This window comes from Methylosinus sp. KRF6 (assembly GCF_018887255.1).
Taxonomy (GTDB): Bacteria; Pseudomonadota; Alphaproteobacteria; order Rhizobiales; family Beijerinckiaceae; genus Methylosinus; species Methylosinus sporium.
On sequence record NZ_JAHLJF010000014.1, the window covers coordinates 1 to 16,536 of the forward strand.

Here is a 16,536-nt window from a genome sequence, read left to right on the forward strand (position 1 = left end):
TATCTCGCCACAGCCTTGGGCGCTTCAGCCCGTTAACCCGGATTCGGAGCCCTGATTATTTCCGCACTCCATCTTGACAGCGGACGTCGCGGGCGATGATATTTAATAAGATGATTAAATGTTCTGAGGCGACGCTCGACACGGTCTTTCACGCTCTGGCCGACCCGCATCGCAGGGCGATTCTGCGTATGCTGACCGAACACGAGCGCAGCATTGGAGAAATCGTTCCCGCATTTCCGATCTCCTTCGTCGCTGTCTCCAACCACATGAAGGTGCTGGAACGAGCGGGTCTCGTCATCCGACGCAAGCAGGGCCGTCATCAGATGTGCAGCCTCGACCGCCGTGGTCTCGACGCCGCCCGGAACTGGCTCGATGCGCATGAACGCTTTTGGAGCGAGCGCCTCGACGCCCTGGATGCCGTGGTCGCTCAGATGAAGGCGGAGGACACGGGCCCCTAGGAGTCGGGCGTCAACCGGTAGAAACAAGATGGAGGAAGCGCTTGACCCAGAATGCCCTCTCGAGCGAACGGGCCACAACGTCCGTGCCCGCGCCCGCCGCCGACCAGGCGGCCGATCCCGGAAGCCTGCGCCGGGTGGTGGTGGCCTCCTCTCTCGGAGCCATCTTCGAAGCTTATGACCTCGTGCTCTACGGGCCGATGGCCGCGATCGTCGCCGCCGAGTTCTTCTCCGGGCTCGATCCCGCCTATGCCTATATCTTCACCTTGCTCTCCGCCGCCGTGACCTATGTCGCCCGCCCATTCGGCGGGCTGGTGTTCGGCCCCCTCGGCGACCGCGCCGGGCGCAAATTCACCTTTCTACTCACCATACTGATCATGGGCCTGTCGACCGTGCTCATCGGCTTGCTGCCGAGCTACGCGGCCATAGGGGTCGCCTCGCCGCTGCTGTTCATGGCGTTGCGCATTCTGCAGGGCCTCGCCTATGGCGGCGAGTTCGGCGGCGCAGTCACCTATATCGCCGAATATGCCCCCGCCCACCGGCGCGGCTTCGCCACCAGCGCGATCGCCGTCACCGCGGCGAGCGGCCTGGCTCTGGCGATCCTGGTCGTGCTCGCCTGCGAGCTGGCGCTCGGAAAGACGGCGTTCGAGGCCTGGGGCTGGCGCATTCCATTCCTGCTCTCCGCCGTGCTCATGCTGGTCTCGGTCTATATCCGGCTGCGCCTGCAGGAATCTCCGGTGTTCCTGGCTATGAAACGGTCGGGTGGCGGCTCGCGGACGCCGCTACGCGAGGCGTTCGGTCGCTGGGACCATCTGCGCGTGGCGCTGCTCGTCCTGTTCGGCGCCGCCGCCGGCCAGTCGGTCGCGATCGCGACCGGCTCCTATCCGATCTATCTCCTGGCGTTGAACCTGAAGATCGATCCCTTCCTGCTGCACTACACCATCCTCGGCTACAGCGTGGTCTTCATCGCCGCCATGATCCTGGCGGGCTGGCTGTCGGATCGGATCGGCCGCAAGCCCGTCGTGCTCGCCGGCTTCATCGGCACGGCGCTCGCCGCCTATCCGGTGTTCCTCGGCGTCACCCACTATGCGCACCCGCGCCTTGCGGCGGCGATGACCACGCATCCGGTGACGGTGGCGGCCGACCCGGCGACGTGCAGCCCCCAGTTCGATCCGTTCGGCCTCGCCGAGTTCCGCAACCCCTGCGACATCGCCCGGCGCGCCGTCGCCAAGCTCGGCGTGCCCTACGCCAATCGCGCAGCGTCGCCGGGCCGCGTCGCTGAGGTGGAGATCGGCGCCGCGGTGGTTCCCGCCTTCGAGGGCGTCGGGCTCGACCGGGCGGCCTTCACGCAGCAGGCCAAGGCCTTCGACGTCGCCCTCGCCGCTGCGTTGGCCGATGCGGGATATCCTGCCCGCGCCGCGCCGGAGTTGACCAATGTGTCGATGCTGATCACGCTCATGGCCGCCCTCAGCGTCTTCGTCGCAATGGCGTCCGCCCCGCTTTCGGCCTGGATGGCGGAGATGTTCCCGACCCGCATCCGCACCACGGCCTTCGCGATGTCCTACAATATCGGCGGCTGGTTCGGCGGCTTCCTGCCGGCGATCTCCTTCGCCGCCTTCACGGCCACGGGCGATCTCTATGCGGGCCTGTGGTACGCAGCCGGCGTTCTGCTGGTCGCGCTCGTGGTCGGAGGACTGTTCCTGCCCGAGACGCGCGGCCGCGCCCTGGACCGCGTGACGTTGGAGCGCGTGCCATGACCAGCGCCGCGGGTCGTTCGGTCTCGCTCGTCCTGGTCCGCCGCATCAACGCGCCGGCGAGACAGATATTCACCGCCTGGACGGACCCGAAATGGCTGGTCCGCTGGCTGATTCCGGGAGCCGGGGCGCTGCGGGAGGCGGTCATCGACCCGCGTCCGGGCGGCGCATACCGGCTGGAGGGCCTCGATCCGGATGGAACGCGCTATCGGCTCTGCGGCCGTTACATCGAGGTCGCGCCGGAGCGGCGGATCGCCTTGAGCTGGGAATATGAGGGCGCCGCAGCCGGCTTGTGCGGGCCGCCGACGCGGGTCGACGTCGATCTGCGCCCATTGGGCGCCGACGCTTGCGAGCTGACGCTCACCCACGGCGAGCTAAAGGGGGAGGATGCGGCCGCGACGCACCGCATATTGTGGACGATCTGCCTCGACCGGCTCGTCTGGTCGCTCGTTCCGCCGCCGGACGAGCCCGCCTTTCGCCCATCGCTCGGGGCGATCGCCGAGCTCTATGGCGAGTCGCACCGCTCGCTGCAGGACGCCTTCGACAGCCGGCCGCTGGCCAACGCCCTGCGCAAGATGATGGTGACGAGCACGCTGACCGCCGAGCACAGGGACTTCATCGCCGGACGGGACATGGTGTTCCTCGCCACCGTCGACCATCGCGGCTTTCCGACCTGTTCCTACAAGGGCGGGGCGCCGGGCTTCGTGCGGGTGCTCGACGACCAGACCCTCGCATTGCCGAGCTACGATGGCAACGGCATGTATCTCTCCGCGGGCAATGTCGCCGCCAATGCGAAGGTCGGACTGCTGTTCATCGATTTCGAGCAGCCGCACCGGCTGCGCATCCACGGCGCCGCGCGCCTCGTGCGCGACGAGGCGGAGCTTGCAGCCTTTCCCGGCGCGGAGCTTTTGCTGGTGGTGAAGGTCTATGAGGCCTTCGTGAACTGCTCGCGCTATGTGCATCGCTATCAGCGCGCGGAAACATCCCCCTTCGTGCCGGGCGAGCCGCGCGGGGACGAGATGGCGCCCTGGAAGAATCTGGACGTCCTCCGTGACGCCCTCCCGGGCCGGGATCGAGTTCGGCGCGAGGAGGCGGGATCGAGATCCATGACGCGCGAGGAGTATCTGGCGCGCCTGAAACGCGGGGAGACCTGAGAGTCTGCCTCTCCTTCTGCCGCGCGTCGCGATTCCCGACGTGCTTCAGATCGAAAACCGCCTCTGCCTGCGCGAGACAGAAGAGTGTGTGCATGGCGATGACAAAACCGGTTGCGGTGCAATTTTTGCCGATAGCTACGCGATGGGGTCCGGCAGTTCGTTCGGATCAGGCAGCGAGCACCGCACTCCAGATTTCGGGCGCAGTCGTCCCGGCGGCTCTAAATCTGCTCAGCGCGAATTGCCCCTTCCTGATGCGATGCATGAGTTCGACGCGAGCGATCGTGATCGCCGCATGTCGGAATCGCTTGAACCCGAGCGTAGGACTCAAACGAAGCTTGATAGATCGGTGATCCTGTTCAATCAGATTATTCAGGTATTTCGACGATCGAATTCGAGTCCGTGCGCCGCCTCGATGCTGTGCGAGAAGCTCGCGCGCCGCCCGATGTGACGCCTGATATCCGTCGAGCGTGATTTTGCGCGGAGGCCGCCCGTGACGCGCGAACGCACGACGGAAAAACGCTTTGGCGGCGGCGACATCTCGCTTGGCGTTGTCACATTAACGCGCGGGTAAGCCGACACGGGCGATCTTCCCGCCATGAAACAATCACCCGTGAGCTACAAGCGCCATCGCTTCCCGCCGCAGATCATCGCCCATGCCGTCTGGCTCTATTTCCGATTTCCACTCAGTCTGCGCCTCGTCGAGGAGATGCTCCTCGAACGTGGGATCGACCTCTCCTACGAAACCGTCCGCCGCTGGGCCAAGAAATTCGGACCCGAATACGTCGGTCGCCTGAAGCGCAAAAAGCCGGGTCGACGCGACATTTGGCATCTCGACGAAGTCGTCGTCACGATCAACGGCGAAAAGCGCTATCTGTGGCGTGCGGTGGATCAGGACGGATATGTCCTCGACGAAAGCGTTCAGGTTCGTCGTAACGCCAAAGCAGCTCAACGACTGCTGAAACGACTTCTTCACAAGCAGGGCTGCCGCCCAAGGCGCATGATCACCGACAAGCTCGGCTCCTATGCGGTGGCGCGCCGCAAGCTCATGCCGGGGGTCGAGCATCGGCAGCACAAGGGTTTGAACAACCGGGCAGAAAATTCCCACGTCCCATTACGAAAGCGCGAGCGAGCGACGCAGGGGTTCCGATCGTGGCGAGGGCTGCAACATTTCGTCGACGTCTTCTCCGCAGTCCGCAATCTCTTCGTTCCATCCCGACCTTCGGGACGGTCCGCCATCGCCATCCGCCTGCATCGCCTCGGGGCGATGGCTGAGTGGAAGTCTGTGACGACAGCCGCTTGAAATCGACCCGCGTGGCGTCAACGCGCCAGAATCGGGTTTATGTGACATCGCCTTCTCGGGCTGTGTTTCGAGGGTCCTGGTCACGATCTCTTCGACGCAGTCGTCGCCGATTTTGCGTGGCGCGCCACAGCGCGGTTCATCGTCGAGGCCATCGAGCCGGTGCTTGGCGAAACGCTCACGCCATGTGCGCACCGTCTGCTGTGTTACGCCGACTGCGGCTGCGATCTCGCAGTTGTTGAGCCCCTCGGCGGCCCGCAATACGATCTCCGCGCGCTGCGCATCCCCGCGCGCCACCTTGCGTCGCCGAACCAGCCGGTCGAGGGTTTCCCGTTCGACCTCGCTGAGCTCGATCTTGCTCGCTTTGGTTGCTCTGGCTTTCCCCATGCCACCCCTCCGAATCCCCGCTGGGACCAAAGAATCACGATCGCGGAGACATGGATACAAATTTATGAAACAGGACACTAGGTAATTTTCCCAGCGAGCCTTTTAATCGAATGTACCGTATCTAGGGAGCAGGCTGGGTGCCAAAAAAAAGCATTTCGAGATTTGTCGTCGTTGGCTTTGCGGCCTGGCAATTCCTGTGACTTGGGGCTGCGTTAGATGCGACAATCACATTTGCTGCTCGTCGAGCTTTCTCTAATTTCGATAGCCACTGTGTTGGCTCTCGTGCTGCGGGACAATCTCGAAGTCTCTGCGGAAAGATTGATTGACCTTGCACCATATATGCTCTGCACACTGTCGTCCGCGATCGTGATTCGGCCGACTCTCGGAACGAGCCGTTCCATATGGCGGTTCACGACCATGACCGACTATTTGCGGATTTACGTCGCCACCATTGCCCTGGTGATCGGCGCGCTCATGCTCAATCGTATGGCCGGAGTCGCGCGCGCTCTTCCGATGATACAAGCTCTGCTGATTCTATTCTGCCTGGTCGGAGCGCGCGTCCTGATGCGCATGCCACATCCATTGCACGAAAGGCCGAGTGCCGCGTTCCATGAGGGCGCAGACGGATGCAAGACGGTGCTCATCGTCGGTCTCGGAGATCTCGCGACACTTTATTCGCGATCGGTTTCCCGTCTTGCGCCGCGTCCCGCTAGAATTGCGGGGATTCTCAGCGATGACGATTGCCGCACGGGACGTTCCTGCCATGGGCATCCGATTTTGGGCACGCCGGAGCAAGTGGCGAAGGCGCTACGGGTCCTCGAGGTTGATGGGGTCTTCCTCGATTGCATCATCGTGGCGATGCCGTATGAACATCTGTCGTCACGGGCGCGGAGCGAATTGTTGAAGATAGAGAAGCTCTCTGACATCAGTCTCGAGTTTCTCGTGGATCAGATGGTGCTCCGATTGTCGTCCGCTGAGGGCGCAGCGACTGCGGGCGGCTCCTCTCACGAAGTCGCCGCGCTTTCGTTCGATGCCAGCGAGCTCGCGGCGCTGAAGCGGAGACCGTTTTGGCGCGTCAAGCGAGCAATCGACGTTATCGGTGCCTCAAGCATAATGTCGCCTCTTGCCTTGTTTGCTGCAATTCTCGCAGCGATCGATGTTGGCCGGCCTGTGACGTTCTTGCACCAGCGGCCTGGTCTTGAGGGGCGACCGTTCAAGCTATACAAGCTTCGCACGATGGCGAAGGACTACGATGCTCATGGACATAGGGTGCCGGACGAGCTGCGTACGTCACCCATCGGGGGATTCATGAAACGCATGCGTCTTGACGAGCTTCCGCAGCTTTTCAATATCCTCTGTGGCGAGAGGTCGTTCGTCGGTTCGCGGCCACTGTTGCCGGTCGACCAGCCGGCCGCCTATTCCGCGAGGCTTTCTCGTGCAAGCCCGGCTTGACCGGTTGGGCGCAGGTCATTGGCGCTCGAGCGATTTCCACCGCAGGCAAGGCAGCGCTCGATGTCTGGTATGTGCGTAACGCCTCTTTTGTGCTCGATCTCGAAATCGTTTTGCGTACGATATCGCTCGTCATTTTCGGCGAGTAGGTCCAGCCGCTATTCGACGGGCGTGGCGTGAGCTGCAGCAGGCCGGAATCTCTTGAGCAACATGTCTCGCCGACGAGCAGCGAGAGATATAACGCGTTCTGAACCATCGGCCGATCGAGGGCGGCGCGTGACATTACTCGGCGGGGCGGCGAAGGCGTAAATGACGCCGGCCACGCCTCGAAGACGAGGATTGGGCTTAGGGTGAGCGGTTTCACCCGAAGTGCGGTAGCATGGGACTCACATCGATATCGTCGATTTCCTTTTCTCGAAGCCGTTGTTCGGAGTTGCCGCGCGACTCTCGAGGAACTCGGGAGGCCATCGACGACGCTCAAATATCGGTGACGTTCGTCGGCTCCCGGCGCGTATCCATCTGGCTTTTTGTTTCGGCGGTTCGGTCCAGAAAGATCGTGACTCTGAATGATATGAGGCGACCGCCGCCGCTCATGGTGGAGGTGATCCGAATCCCTGGGCACGTGGTCGGGGCGGAGCGGGCGGGACACCTCAGTCTCGACGCGCCCCTTGGCGGTCGTCCTCAATTCCGACGAGAATTCGTCGCTGACGTCGGCGTCACAAATTGCGGCGCCATTGCACATCAAACGGCTCGCGTCACGGAAGGTCGGCAAGATGCCGAACCGCGATGCGTGACGATATTCGCAGGAGGGCCGAGGTTTTGAATAACGACAGGCGAGGCTCGGTCATAGTCGCCATGGGATCGAGGCGCCGGCGTGTGCTGGCGACGTCCTGCATATTGCTGGCGCTCGGTGGTTGCAGTGAAAGCGTCAGCTCCTTCAATGATCAGACAGGGTCTCTTGTTCGTGAACGCGCCTACGCCGATGCGCCGGCGGCGCAGTCGAAGATCCCGATGTCCAACGCGTCTGAGTCCGACTACAAGATACAACCGCTCGATGTTCTCGAAATTACGGTCTTTCAGGTGCAGGAGCTCAATGGAACTCGACAGGTGTCGAGGACAGGCTATGTCTCGATGCCATTGATCGGAGACGTGCAGGCAAAGGGAAAAAGCGTCAAGGAGCTCGAGACGGCGATCGCCGCTCGACTCGGCGCGAATTATCTGCATTCCCCAGACGTCCATGTTTCGGTGAAAGAGTACCTGAGCCAGCGATTTACGATCGAAGGCGCCGTGGGGGCGCCGGGCGTCTACTCGATAACCGGCCGGATAACGCTTTTGCAGGCGGTCGCCCAGGCCAGGGGACTGACGAGGGTCGCGGATCAAGAGGTAGCTGTCTTTCGAACTGTAGACAACGCGCGCGTCGCGAATCGATATGATCTTTCGGCTATTCGCTCGGGCGAACGGGAAGACCCGGTTCTCGTCGCCGGAGACGTCGTCGTGGTCGGAGAGTCTGCGGTCAGATCCACGTGGACAGAGTTCAAAGACTTATTCGGCGTTGGACTACAAGGGGCGGGGTTCGCGGCGCGCTTTGCCCTTTAGCTCGTGATTCGGCCGCATTACGCCTGCCGTTTTCCGGCCGAACACAAGCGGCGCGCGCCGGCTTGTCGTCCTCGTTGGTCTGCTTTCAGCTTCCTTCGCAGCTCGCCACACGCCTCTCTAACGGTCAAACAGGTTAACAAATGAAAGTCGAGAACGGGCCTCAGTTCGATCACTCTGGTTTGCCGAGCGCCAGCGCCGGCGCTATCCCGACCCACAACGTGACCGGGCTTCAGCTGCTCGCTTCCAACTTGACCGGAGCGAGCGGCAATAACGATTTCAATATCGCTATCTATTGGCAGCTGCTTCTACGACATATCAAGTTGATTGCAAGCGTCGTCTCGGCCTTTGCCGTGCTCGCATTGTTCGCCACGCTGCTGAAGACACCGATCTACCGGGCGACTGCGGTCATTCAGATCGAAAGACACGAAACCCGCTTCACTCAGAGTCAAGGTCTTGAAACTGGTGAAGAAGGCGGGAGGAGCGACGCGGAATTTTACAGGACGCAATACGATCTCTTGCAAAGTCGTTCGCTCGCGGAACAGGTCGCGGTAAGGCTTGGATTGCTCGACGATCCGAGATTTCTCCCGCCCCAATCGCCGGGATTGACGCAACGCCTGTGGGGCGTTCTTTCAAGAGGGTCGTCCGAGGTGGATGCGTTGACTCGCAGACGTGCGGCGGTGGCGAAGTTCACCAGCAATCTCGTTGTCGAGCCGAAGCGAGGGTCACGGCTCGTAATGATCCATTATTTCGATCCTGATCCGAGCATGGCGCAGTTGATCGTCAATGGGGTCGCCGATGTTTTCACCAGCCGCAATCTGGAGCGCCGATTCGAGGCGTCCACATATGCGCGCAGCTATTTGGACGAGCGGCTTCAGGAGTTGAAGGGGAAGCTGGAAAAAAGCGAGGCCGAGGTCATTGCTTACGGAGCGCGCGAGCAGCTCATGAGCGCCGGCGTCGGTGAAAACAAATCGACCCTGGCGTCCGTCAACCTCGCGACGGCGAACACGAACCTGACCAATGCGAAAATCGAAAGAACGAAGCTGGAGCAGCTTTGGGCTATCGCTCAGACCGACAATGTAAATGCCCTGCCACAGGTGCTCGACAATAAAGGGATGTCGGCAAACCGAGAAAAGCGGGCGAGCCTAGCCGCGGAATACCAGCAGAAGGCGTCGCTTCTCAAGCCGAGCTACCCGGTGATGGTCGCACTCAGATCACAAATGGACGAGCTCGATCGCCAGGCTTCCAAAATCATCACCGTCGTGAAGGACTCCATTCGAACGCAATATCTTGCTGCAAAGAATCAGGAAGTCGAATTGGAGAAGCAGCTGGAACAGTTCAAATCCAATCTCATTAATGAACAGGCTCGCGCCATCCAATATGACATGTTGCAGCGAGAGGTTGCGACCAATCGAATCCTGTACGAGCAGATGCTCCAGCGAGCGAAAGAGATCAGCGTCCTCGGGGCAGTGGGCTCCAATAATATTTCTGTGATCGATCCTGCAGAAAGGCCGAGCACGCCTTATTCTCCGAAGCTGTTTATGAACCTTCTTGTCGGAGCGCTTGTCGGCCTCATTTGTGGCATTGTGGCCGCCCTGATCATCGAGTATCTCGACAATACCGTGAGATCTCCGCAGGACGTCGAGACGAGACTCGGGCTGACATTGCTGGGGCTGGTTCCGGCCGCAGAAGACGAGGCGTCGATAATGGCGGCGCTGCAGGATCGACGTTCCAATGTGTCGGAAGCCTTGCGATCGTTGAAGACGGCGCTTCAATTCTCGTCCCCGGACGGCTTGCCGAAAAGCCTTGCTATTACGAGTGCGAGGCCGAAGGAAGGCAAGAGCACCACCTCGTTCGCCCTTGCGAGGATCTGCGCGGAGCAGGGAATGCACGTCCTTTTGATCGACGCCGATCTTAGAAGGCCCTCGCTTCACCAAGCAATCGGGCTTTCGAGCTCAGTAGGACTGAGCAGCTACCTCGCCGGGGCCATGCAGGCCTCGGAGGTTGTGCAGCGAACCGACGTCGAGAACCTCTTTTTCATTGCTTCTGGTCCGCTGCCGCCAAATCCAGCGGACCTGTTCAGCGGTCCGAAATTTTCGTCTCTCATTTCGCTCGGAGGCGAGTTTTTTGATCTGATCATCGTGGACGCGCCGCCCGTGCTCGGCCTCGCCGATGCGCCTTTGATCGCAAACGCGACGGGCGAGACGATCTTCGTGATCTCGGCCGGGGAAACCCGTCGAGATGTCGTCGGTATCGCGCTCAAGCGTCTCGGCATGGCTCGCGCGCATCTGCTCGGCGCAGTTCTCAACAGGTTCCGCCTCGATCGTCACCCGTATGGTCAAGTCAGCGGATACGACTACAACTATGGTTACGAAACCGACGTCGAGCGCGACTCGCCGCAGCTCGATCATTCGACGGAGCCGGCGACGGCGCGCTGATGGCGAAGCATTCCATTCAAATAGCCCTGCAGCTCATGCAGATGCCCTGGCTTGGTCAGGAGCTGCGGCGCCAGCCGGTGCCCGATGACGTGCTCGACCTGATCAAGGTCGCCGCCGGTTGCCGCGACATTTGCCTCGAACTGCAGAAATTGACCGGGCGAAAGCCGGAAGTCGTTCGAGCTGCCGCGATGCACTATCTGCACGCGGCCTTGCTTTTTCCGGGCGCTCCGCCGGCGCGTGTTCTCGGTCTACGCGGTTCCGAGGCGCGTGAAATCGCGCTTCGACACAAGCGGTGGCTGATCAAATGGCTTCATCCGGACGTCAATGGCAACGTCTGGGAGGCCGCCCAGATGGCAAGAGTCGTGACGGCATGGAATGATGTGAACGCCGATTCGCGAGTTCCCGATCATGGCGCGTTCGAGGGCTTGCTGCAAAAAGGCATGATGCGGCCCGGGGAAGATCGACGGGGGTTGCGGCCGCATCTCGCTGCGCCGCCAAGCCGAACAGCGACGACGACGCAAGTCCGATCGCGGGCCAGATCTCCTGGACCGTCCAGGATAGTGATCACCATCCTGTCCGCGATGGCGATCACGGGGATAGCGGGCATCGTCGTCATGCTGCAGGACGGCGCATCGGACGCCCATTTTCTAGAGGCAGGAAAGTGCTACGTGAGCGAGGCGCCAGGACAATCGCTTATCGGAACGCGCGACAGCTGCCGGAAAGACTCTTTGGCTGTCTGCAGCAACGCAGTCGTCGAGCGGTAAGATGAGAAGCGACAGTCCCTTCGAGAGGCGATTGGCGGTCGCCGTCGAATTCGGAGCCGGCCTCGCCTTAACGTTGGGCCTGTTCCGGGTCGCATGGCTCATATTGGCGACGTCCATGGCGGATAATTACGGCGCGGACGACGCCAAAGCGGCGCTCGGTTGGCGTGTCGATAACTCGGTGGCTTTGTTGTCATCGGGGGAGGACTATTTCGTCAGAGCCACCTGGACGACGCGCTCGGAGCGCCAGCGGAGCGTCTTGTTCCGACCGGCGAAGGACAATGAGCTCGTATTCGACGAAAGCGCGCCGGCCCGCGCTGCGAATGTCTTGCTGGCAAGAGCCGAGCGCCCGACTATCGGCGATCTGCGTTCGATAGCGAGATGGATCGATCTGCAGTCCAGCAGGGGCTATTACAAGAGAGCGGCAGCGATTGTGGCGGCGATGGAGGCGCAGATCGAGCCGAATTCGTCCTTGCAACCTGCATTCGACGCCGGTCGTCGCTCGCCGGTGCCTGCGCGTTATGTCCTCGAGCATCCGAGCGTCAATCTTCGTGACAGCTATCTGAGCACAGCGAAGGCGTTCGCGCAGCTCAGCCTGATTTCCGATCCATCGCAGCAGGGCGCGCTCGTGCTGCTGTCCGACATTGCCGCGCGCATGGGTGATCGGCGTCGATCCGTCGCGTTACTTCGTCTCGCCGGGGGCCGCTCGCTCCGAGGTGTAATCGCCCATACGAGATTGATCGACTTTCAGGTAAGCCAGGCTGACTACCTCGGAGCGATAGCGACCGCCGACGCGTTGCAGCGTCTCGGAGGAAAAATTCGCTACATACTCGGAGAATTCCTGACGAGTGCCGCTATCGACGCTCGAAGCTATTCGGCGCTGAGCGAATTTCTGGTCGAAGGGCCTCAATGGCGTCACTCGCTTTTCGCGCGCCTCAGCGATTATCAGGATGCAGACTCGGGATTGAGATTGCTGACAGAGCTTGCCAAAAAGCGAAACGCGCTTCACGCCGCCGACCTCGCTCCGGTTCTTCAACTCCTGACGAAGCAGGGTCGAACCGCCGAAGCGTATCTGGCCTGGATACAGTTTATCCCGGAGTCGAAGAAGTCCAAAGCGAGGCTTCTTTTCGATGGCGGTTTCACGGAAGATCCCTCGAACATTCCCTTCGAGTGGAATGTGATGGAATTTCCAAGAGGCAGCATCGGATTCCTGGAGGAGCCGAGCTCAGGTGGACAAAGGGCGATGCGCATCGAGTTCGTCGGCGCGCGATATCCGAGGCTCTCCGCTCATCAATACCTATCTTTGTCGTCGGGGCGCTATCGACTGAAAATGGAAGCGCGCGCCGATAGCTTGCGTGCCGCGCGCGGCGTCGTCTGGCGGATTTCGTGCCGTGGAGAGCGGGAGCGTGTTCTCGCGGAAACGGAGGCGTTGCGCGGGTCCATGCCATGGCGGGACCTCTACGTCGACTTCGAAATGCCTACTGCCGGCTGCGACTTTCCGGTGCTACGACTTGCGCTCAGCGCGAAAGTCGCGCCCGAGTTGGTGGCGAATGGAACAGCGTTTTTCCGGAATCTGCAGTTGGTTCGAAGACCCGGTCCGAGCGTCGATTCGTCTTTGGCGTCCCCATCTCGCATCGACGTCACGGGGGGCAGCCATTTGCGAACGGCGGATTAATCCCGACGAGGACGTTGATCAAAGGGATACGAACTATGACATTCGTTGCAAGGTATTTCAAATATTCGAATGCCCGCGGCCGCAATGGCGACCCCGATACAGGCGAGTCCGGCACAGGATAGGGAATGAGCGCATGCCCAGGGAGCTCGTTCGAAAGCGCCGCCAGAGCACGCGCCATATGTCGCCGCGAGGTAATCAGCAGCAACGCGCCCAGCGCCTTGCGACGTTCCCCCCAACATCGCGTTTCGAATGCATTCTGAAGCGTGTTGTCGGCGTTCTCGCCCCACTGCACGCAGCACTGAACCAGGCTCTGCAAATCGACAATGTTAGGATTGCGAGTCGAGAACTGACTGACGAAATGACTCGGGCGTAGGCCGGCGTTTGGATTCAAGCCGGAAATATATAGAAGCGGAATTGCGCCGGAGTTCACGAGCTGAAGGCCCGCGTCGACCCTTTCGAAGGCGCCGCTGAAAACGACCGCCGCCGAGGCGCGTCGAACCTCGTCGGCAGATGGAATGACGAAATCATCAAAACTCTGGAATTGGTCGACTCCGACGAGAGTTGCGCATACGAAGAGAGTGCGCGTCGTCGCAGCGATTACGAGGGAGAGAAGGTGGATGGGCGTTCGCTTCGGATGACGAATTGAGCGCCGCGCTCCCTTTGTATCTGGAAGAATCAGCACCCGAAGCCGCCGTTCTCGTTGTCGTAGCCATTTGCATTTCGATTGATAGCATTTTTCTCGAGAGGGCTTCTCATTTTCTTACGGCCGGTAATCGCTGACATGATGGCATTCGGACGCCGATCAGATATTACGTCACCGCAATAAAGGTTACGCTGAAAGTGGCGTCGCGCATTCACCTGGATTCGACATCCGTCGTTCTTCGCCCTGCAGGACCGGATGTCCGGCGGCGACGTCTATCGATAATTGCCGAATGTGTGTGTTCTTCAGGGAAATTGATAGAGAGCGAAGAAAGCAATGAGCATCACCGACGATACCTCGGACATCAGGCTTGCAATCATCGGGCTGGGTTACGTCGGCCTGCCTCTAGCGGCGGAGTTCGGAAAGCATCGCGAGGTTGTCGGTTTCGATATCAATGCCGCACGTGTCGCCGCACTCCGAGCCGGGCAGGACACGACGCTCGAGGTCTCTGAAAAAGAGCTGAGTGAAGCCGTCGGGCTGCGCTACTCGACCGACCTTTCCGATCTCGTCGACTGCAATTTCTATATTGTGACAGTGCCAACTCCGATAGACGCGCACAAGCGCCCGGATCTCTCGCCGCTGATCAGGGCATCTCGCATCATCGGAAAGGTGCTCAACAAGGGTGACATCGTAGTTTACGAGTCCACCGTCTATCCTGGGGCGACGGAGGAAGACTGCGTGCCGGAGCTCGAATCGGTGTCGGGCCTCAAATTCAACAAGGATTTTTACGTCGGCTACAGTCCGGAACGCATCAATCCCGGCGACAAGACCCATCGGGTTGCGACCATCAAGAAGGTCACTGCAGGCTCGACCCCCGAAGTCGCCGAGTTCATCGACCGAACTCTGTCGTGAGATCATTGTCGCCGGAACCCACAAGGCGTCGAGCATCCGCGTGGCGGAAGCCGCCAAGGTGATCGAAAATACGCAACGCGACCTCAACATCGCATTGATCAACGAGCTGGCCATCATCTTCAATAAAATGGGCCTCGAGACGGAGGCGGTATTGGAGGCGGCGGGCACAAAATGGAATTTTCTGCCCTTTCGGCCGGGACTTGTCGGCGGACATTGCATCGGAGTCGACCCCTATTATCTGACCTACAAGGTCGAGGCTATCGGCTACCACCCGCAAATTATCCTCGCGGGCCGCAGGCTCAATGACGGCATGGGGGCCTAACAGCCCGTTGACGAAGTCGCGTCTGACTGATTCCGTTTTCAGGTGAGATTCGGCTGAGGTTGATTCGATGGCGATGCGGCGTGAGACAGGGACGCAGGGGGATCTGGTTGTCGGCTGGGCCGAGCTACCGCGCTCTCCGGGGCACGCATATTATGACGAGCTTCAGAAGGTTTTACTGGACGCGGGCTTCGACGTTTTCGTCGAGAACGCCTGCAAGCCCTACTACGCAGCGAAGATGGACGCGCCTTCGCTGCCGCCAGGTCGCTATTTCCGCATGCACATGGTCGGCTACTTCGAAGGGCTCGACAGCGAACGCGGCATCGTATGGCGCTGCGCGGATTCTTTTTCGTTGCGGGATTTTTTGCGGCTGTCGGCGCGCAAGAAAGTTCCGGATCATTCGTGGCTGTCGAAGACGCGCTCGCGTCTGCCGCACGAGGTTCACGAGAAGGTGTTCGGTTTCGTCTGAAGCTCGTCGCCGAGCGCGGCCTCGTGAAGGGCGAGCGCATCGGCGTCGACGGCTCGACCATGGAGGCGAATGCGGTACTGCGCAGCATCGTACGGCGCGACAATGGCGAGACCTATCGCGCAATGCTCGAGCGCATGGCGAAGGAAAGCGGGATCGCGACGCCGAACGCCGAGGATTTGGCGCGTTTCGACCGCAAGCGCACGGCTAAGAAGCTGTCGAACGACGACTGGACGAGCGCCACGGACGCCGAGGCGAAGATCGCGCGGATGAAAGACGGGACGACGCATCTCGCCTACAAGCCGGAACATGCGGTCGACCTTCGACACAGGCGGGATCGTCGCCGCGCCGATCCATGAGGCGGACAAGGGCGATACGACGACGCTCGGCGACACGCTGGAGACGGCGAAGGCCAATCTCACAGCTGTCGGCCTCGCGCCGACCCCGGACGATCCTTGCGAAATCATCGCGGACAAAGGCTATCATTCGCACGAGGTTTTGAAAGGCCTCGACGACGGCGAGTGGAAGAGCCGGATCAGCGAGCCTTCGCCCGCGAAGGGTTATTTGGGGACTGTCAGGAATCTTGTGTGTGGGGCCATAGTAGAACCGCAGGAGGCGAGCTCAAGCATCCCCTCATTTTCTCACCCCACGGCGAGCACGGCGGCCGTGACCTTGTTTTCTGAGAGCGCAGCCTGGAAGCGCTCCATGAGCGCGGTCAAGTCTTTTTCCGGCATGTTGGGAATCGCGTCGTAATACAGGCAACCCTGGCGAAACAAGGAACGCACGCGGCGCTTGACGGTGTTGCTTTTGAGCATCCGGTCCATGCCGAGCGCTTCGCCGGCGCCGCCGAGGAGCGTCAGCAGCAGGACGGCGATGGCGCTCAGCAGCAGCAGCCGGTCGCGCCGATAAGGATCGCCGACGCGTGTCGAGCTCAGGCCCATGCCGAACCGAAGATCCTTCGTATCCCGGAACTCCGGCTCTATGCTCCAACGCCGAGAATAAAGGTCGATGATGGCGCGCGGCGTCGCCGTTGCGTCGCTCGCCGCCAGATGCCAAGCGTCCTTCATGCCCTTGGCGTGGACGCAGACGACCGCGCCGATCTTCTGCCGCTCTTTCGAGACCTCGGCGTTCGCGAGCTTGCGCGCCCGCCCGCCGACGCCGACCCAGTCCGCTGCGCGGCGCGTCTCGCCATCGGCCGCGCTCACGAAAGTGTCGCCACGAAAACGAATGACATAG

14 protein-coding genes and 4 pseudogenes are annotated in these 16,536 nt (G+C 61.0%); 14 read left to right on the forward strand and 4 right to left on the reverse strand.

Features of this window, described 5'->3' with window-relative positions:
* The first annotated feature begins 110 nt into the window (after nucleotides 1-110).
* The 3 genes from KP010_RS21605 to KP010_RS21615 are packed head-to-tail and all read left to right on the forward strand — an operon-like array spanning nucleotide 111 to nucleotide 3,363.
* A complete protein-coding gene (locus KP010_RS21605; RefSeq protein ID WP_159289268.1) occupies nucleotides 111-458 on the forward strand; it encodes a helix-turn-helix transcriptional regulator in 348 nt (115 codons plus the stop codon).
* Between the two features lie 41 nt (nucleotides 459-499).
* Nucleotides 500-2,212: an MFS transporter gene (locus tag KP010_RS21610; protein ID WP_253203973.1), complete on the forward strand. Its 1,713-nt coding sequence runs from the start codon at nucleotides 500-502 to the stop codon at nucleotides 2,210-2,212.
* The gene (locus KP010_RS21615) at nucleotides 2,209-3,363 is read left to right on the forward strand and encodes an SRPBCC domain-containing protein (protein WP_216281744.1); all 1,155 of its coding nucleotides are present in this window, start codon (nucleotides 2,209-2,211) and stop codon (nucleotides 3,361-3,363) included. The genes KP010_RS21610 and KP010_RS21615 overlap by 4 nt, the downstream gene beginning before the upstream one ends.
* Nucleotides 3,364-3,529: 166 nt before the next feature.
* On the opposite strand, the pseudogene KP010_RS21620 reads toward KP010_RS21615, so the two are convergent.
* Nucleotides 3,530-3,850, reverse strand: a pseudogene (locus KP010_RS21620) (DDE-type integrase/transposase/recombinase); the annotation flags it as partial.
* Nucleotides 3,851-3,958: 108 nt separating this feature from the next.
* Between KP010_RS21620 and KP010_RS21625 the strand changes: the two are divergent.
* Complete coding sequence (locus KP010_RS21625; protein WP_142862343.1) at nucleotides 3,959-4,663, forward strand: IS6 family transposase; 705 nt, start codon at nucleotides 3,959-3,961, stop codon at nucleotides 4,661-4,663.
* Nucleotides 4,664-4,732: 69 nt separating this feature from the next.
* On the opposite strand, the pseudogene KP010_RS22975 reads toward KP010_RS21625, so the two are convergent.
* Nucleotides 4,733-5,047: pseudogene (locus KP010_RS22975) on the reverse strand (helix-turn-helix domain-containing protein); the annotation flags it as partial.
* A 216-nt stretch (nucleotides 5,048-5,263) separates the two neighbouring features.
* On the opposite strand from KP010_RS22975, the gene KP010_RS21630 reads away from it, so the two are divergent.
* The 6 genes from KP010_RS21630 to KP010_RS21655 all read left to right on the forward strand — a co-directional run bounded on the left by KP010_RS21630 (nucleotide 5,264) and on the right by KP010_RS21655 (nucleotide 12,963).
* Nucleotides 5,264-6,499, forward strand: coding sequence for a sugar transferase (locus tag KP010_RS21630; RefSeq protein WP_142862341.1), 1,236 nt, complete (start codon nucleotides 5,264-5,266; stop codon nucleotides 6,497-6,499).
* Nucleotides 6,496-6,645, forward strand: coding sequence for a sugar transferase (locus KP010_RS23460; RefSeq protein WP_185966449.1), 150 nt, complete (start codon nucleotides 6,496-6,498; stop codon nucleotides 6,643-6,645). Before KP010_RS21630 ends, KP010_RS23460 begins: the two co-directional genes overlap by 4 nt.
* Nucleotides 6,646-7,282: 637 nt before the next feature.
* The gene (locus KP010_RS21640; protein WP_142862339.1) at nucleotides 7,283-8,092 is read left to right on the forward strand and encodes a polysaccharide biosynthesis/export family protein; all 810 of its coding nucleotides are present in this window, start codon (nucleotides 7,283-7,285) and stop codon (nucleotides 8,090-8,092) included.
* Nucleotides 8,093-8,232: 140 nt separating this feature from the next.
* Complete coding sequence (locus tag KP010_RS21645) at nucleotides 8,233-10,527, forward strand: polysaccharide biosynthesis tyrosine autokinase (RefSeq protein ID WP_142862338.1); 2,295 nt, start codon at nucleotides 8,233-8,235, stop codon at nucleotides 10,525-10,527.
* Complete coding sequence (locus KP010_RS21650) at nucleotides 10,527-11,291, forward strand: hypothetical protein (protein ID WP_142862337.1); 765 nt, start codon at nucleotides 10,527-10,529, stop codon at nucleotides 11,289-11,291. The genes KP010_RS21645 and KP010_RS21650 overlap by 1 nt, the downstream gene beginning before the upstream one ends.
* A gap of 31 nt (nucleotides 11,292-11,322) precedes the next feature.
* Complete coding sequence (locus tag KP010_RS21655; protein WP_142862336.1) at nucleotides 11,323-12,963, forward strand: hypothetical protein; 1,641 nt, start codon at nucleotides 11,323-11,325, stop codon at nucleotides 12,961-12,963.
* Here KP010_RS21655 and KP010_RS21660 read toward each other — a convergent pair.
* Nucleotides 12,929-13,645 (reverse strand): YdcF family protein, encoded by a 717-nt coding sequence (locus tag KP010_RS21660; RefSeq protein WP_142862335.1) that lies wholly within the window; start codon nucleotides 13,643-13,645, stop codon nucleotides 12,929-12,931. The two genes, KP010_RS21655 and KP010_RS21660, sit on opposite strands and share 35 nt — an antisense overlap.
* A 294-nt stretch (nucleotides 13,646-13,939) precedes the next feature.
* Here KP010_RS21660 and KP010_RS21665 point away from each other — a divergent pair.
* From KP010_RS21665 to KP010_RS23465, 4 genes and pseudogenes are all read left to right on the forward strand, one after another.
* Nucleotides 13,940-14,831: pseudogene (locus KP010_RS21665) on the forward strand (nucleotide sugar dehydrogenase); the annotation flags it as partial.
* A gap of 73 nt (nucleotides 14,832-14,904) precedes the next feature.
* Nucleotides 14,905-15,303: a transposase gene (locus tag KP010_RS21670; protein ID WP_210244282.1), complete on the forward strand. Its 399-nt coding sequence runs from the start codon at nucleotides 14,905-14,907 to the stop codon at nucleotides 15,301-15,303.
* A 23-nt stretch (nucleotides 15,304-15,326) separates the two neighbouring features.
* Nucleotides 15,327-15,659 carry a hypothetical protein gene (locus tag KP010_RS21675; protein ID WP_216281746.1) on the forward strand — a complete coding sequence of 111 codons (333 nt, stop codon included), beginning with the start codon at nucleotides 15,327-15,329 and terminating at the stop codon, nucleotides 15,657-15,659.
* The gene (locus KP010_RS23465; protein ID WP_216281748.1) at nucleotides 15,610-16,053 is read left to right on the forward strand and encodes a transposase; all 444 of its coding nucleotides are present in this window, start codon (nucleotides 15,610-15,612) and stop codon (nucleotides 16,051-16,053) included. Before KP010_RS21675 ends, KP010_RS23465 begins: the two co-directional genes overlap by 50 nt.
* On the opposite strand, the pseudogene KP010_RS21685 reads toward KP010_RS23465, so the two are convergent.
* Nucleotides 15,942-16,536 (reverse strand): annotated as a pseudogene (locus KP010_RS21685) (IS4 family transposase); the annotation flags it as partial. The gene KP010_RS23465 and the pseudogene KP010_RS21685 sit on opposite strands and share 112 nt — an antisense overlap.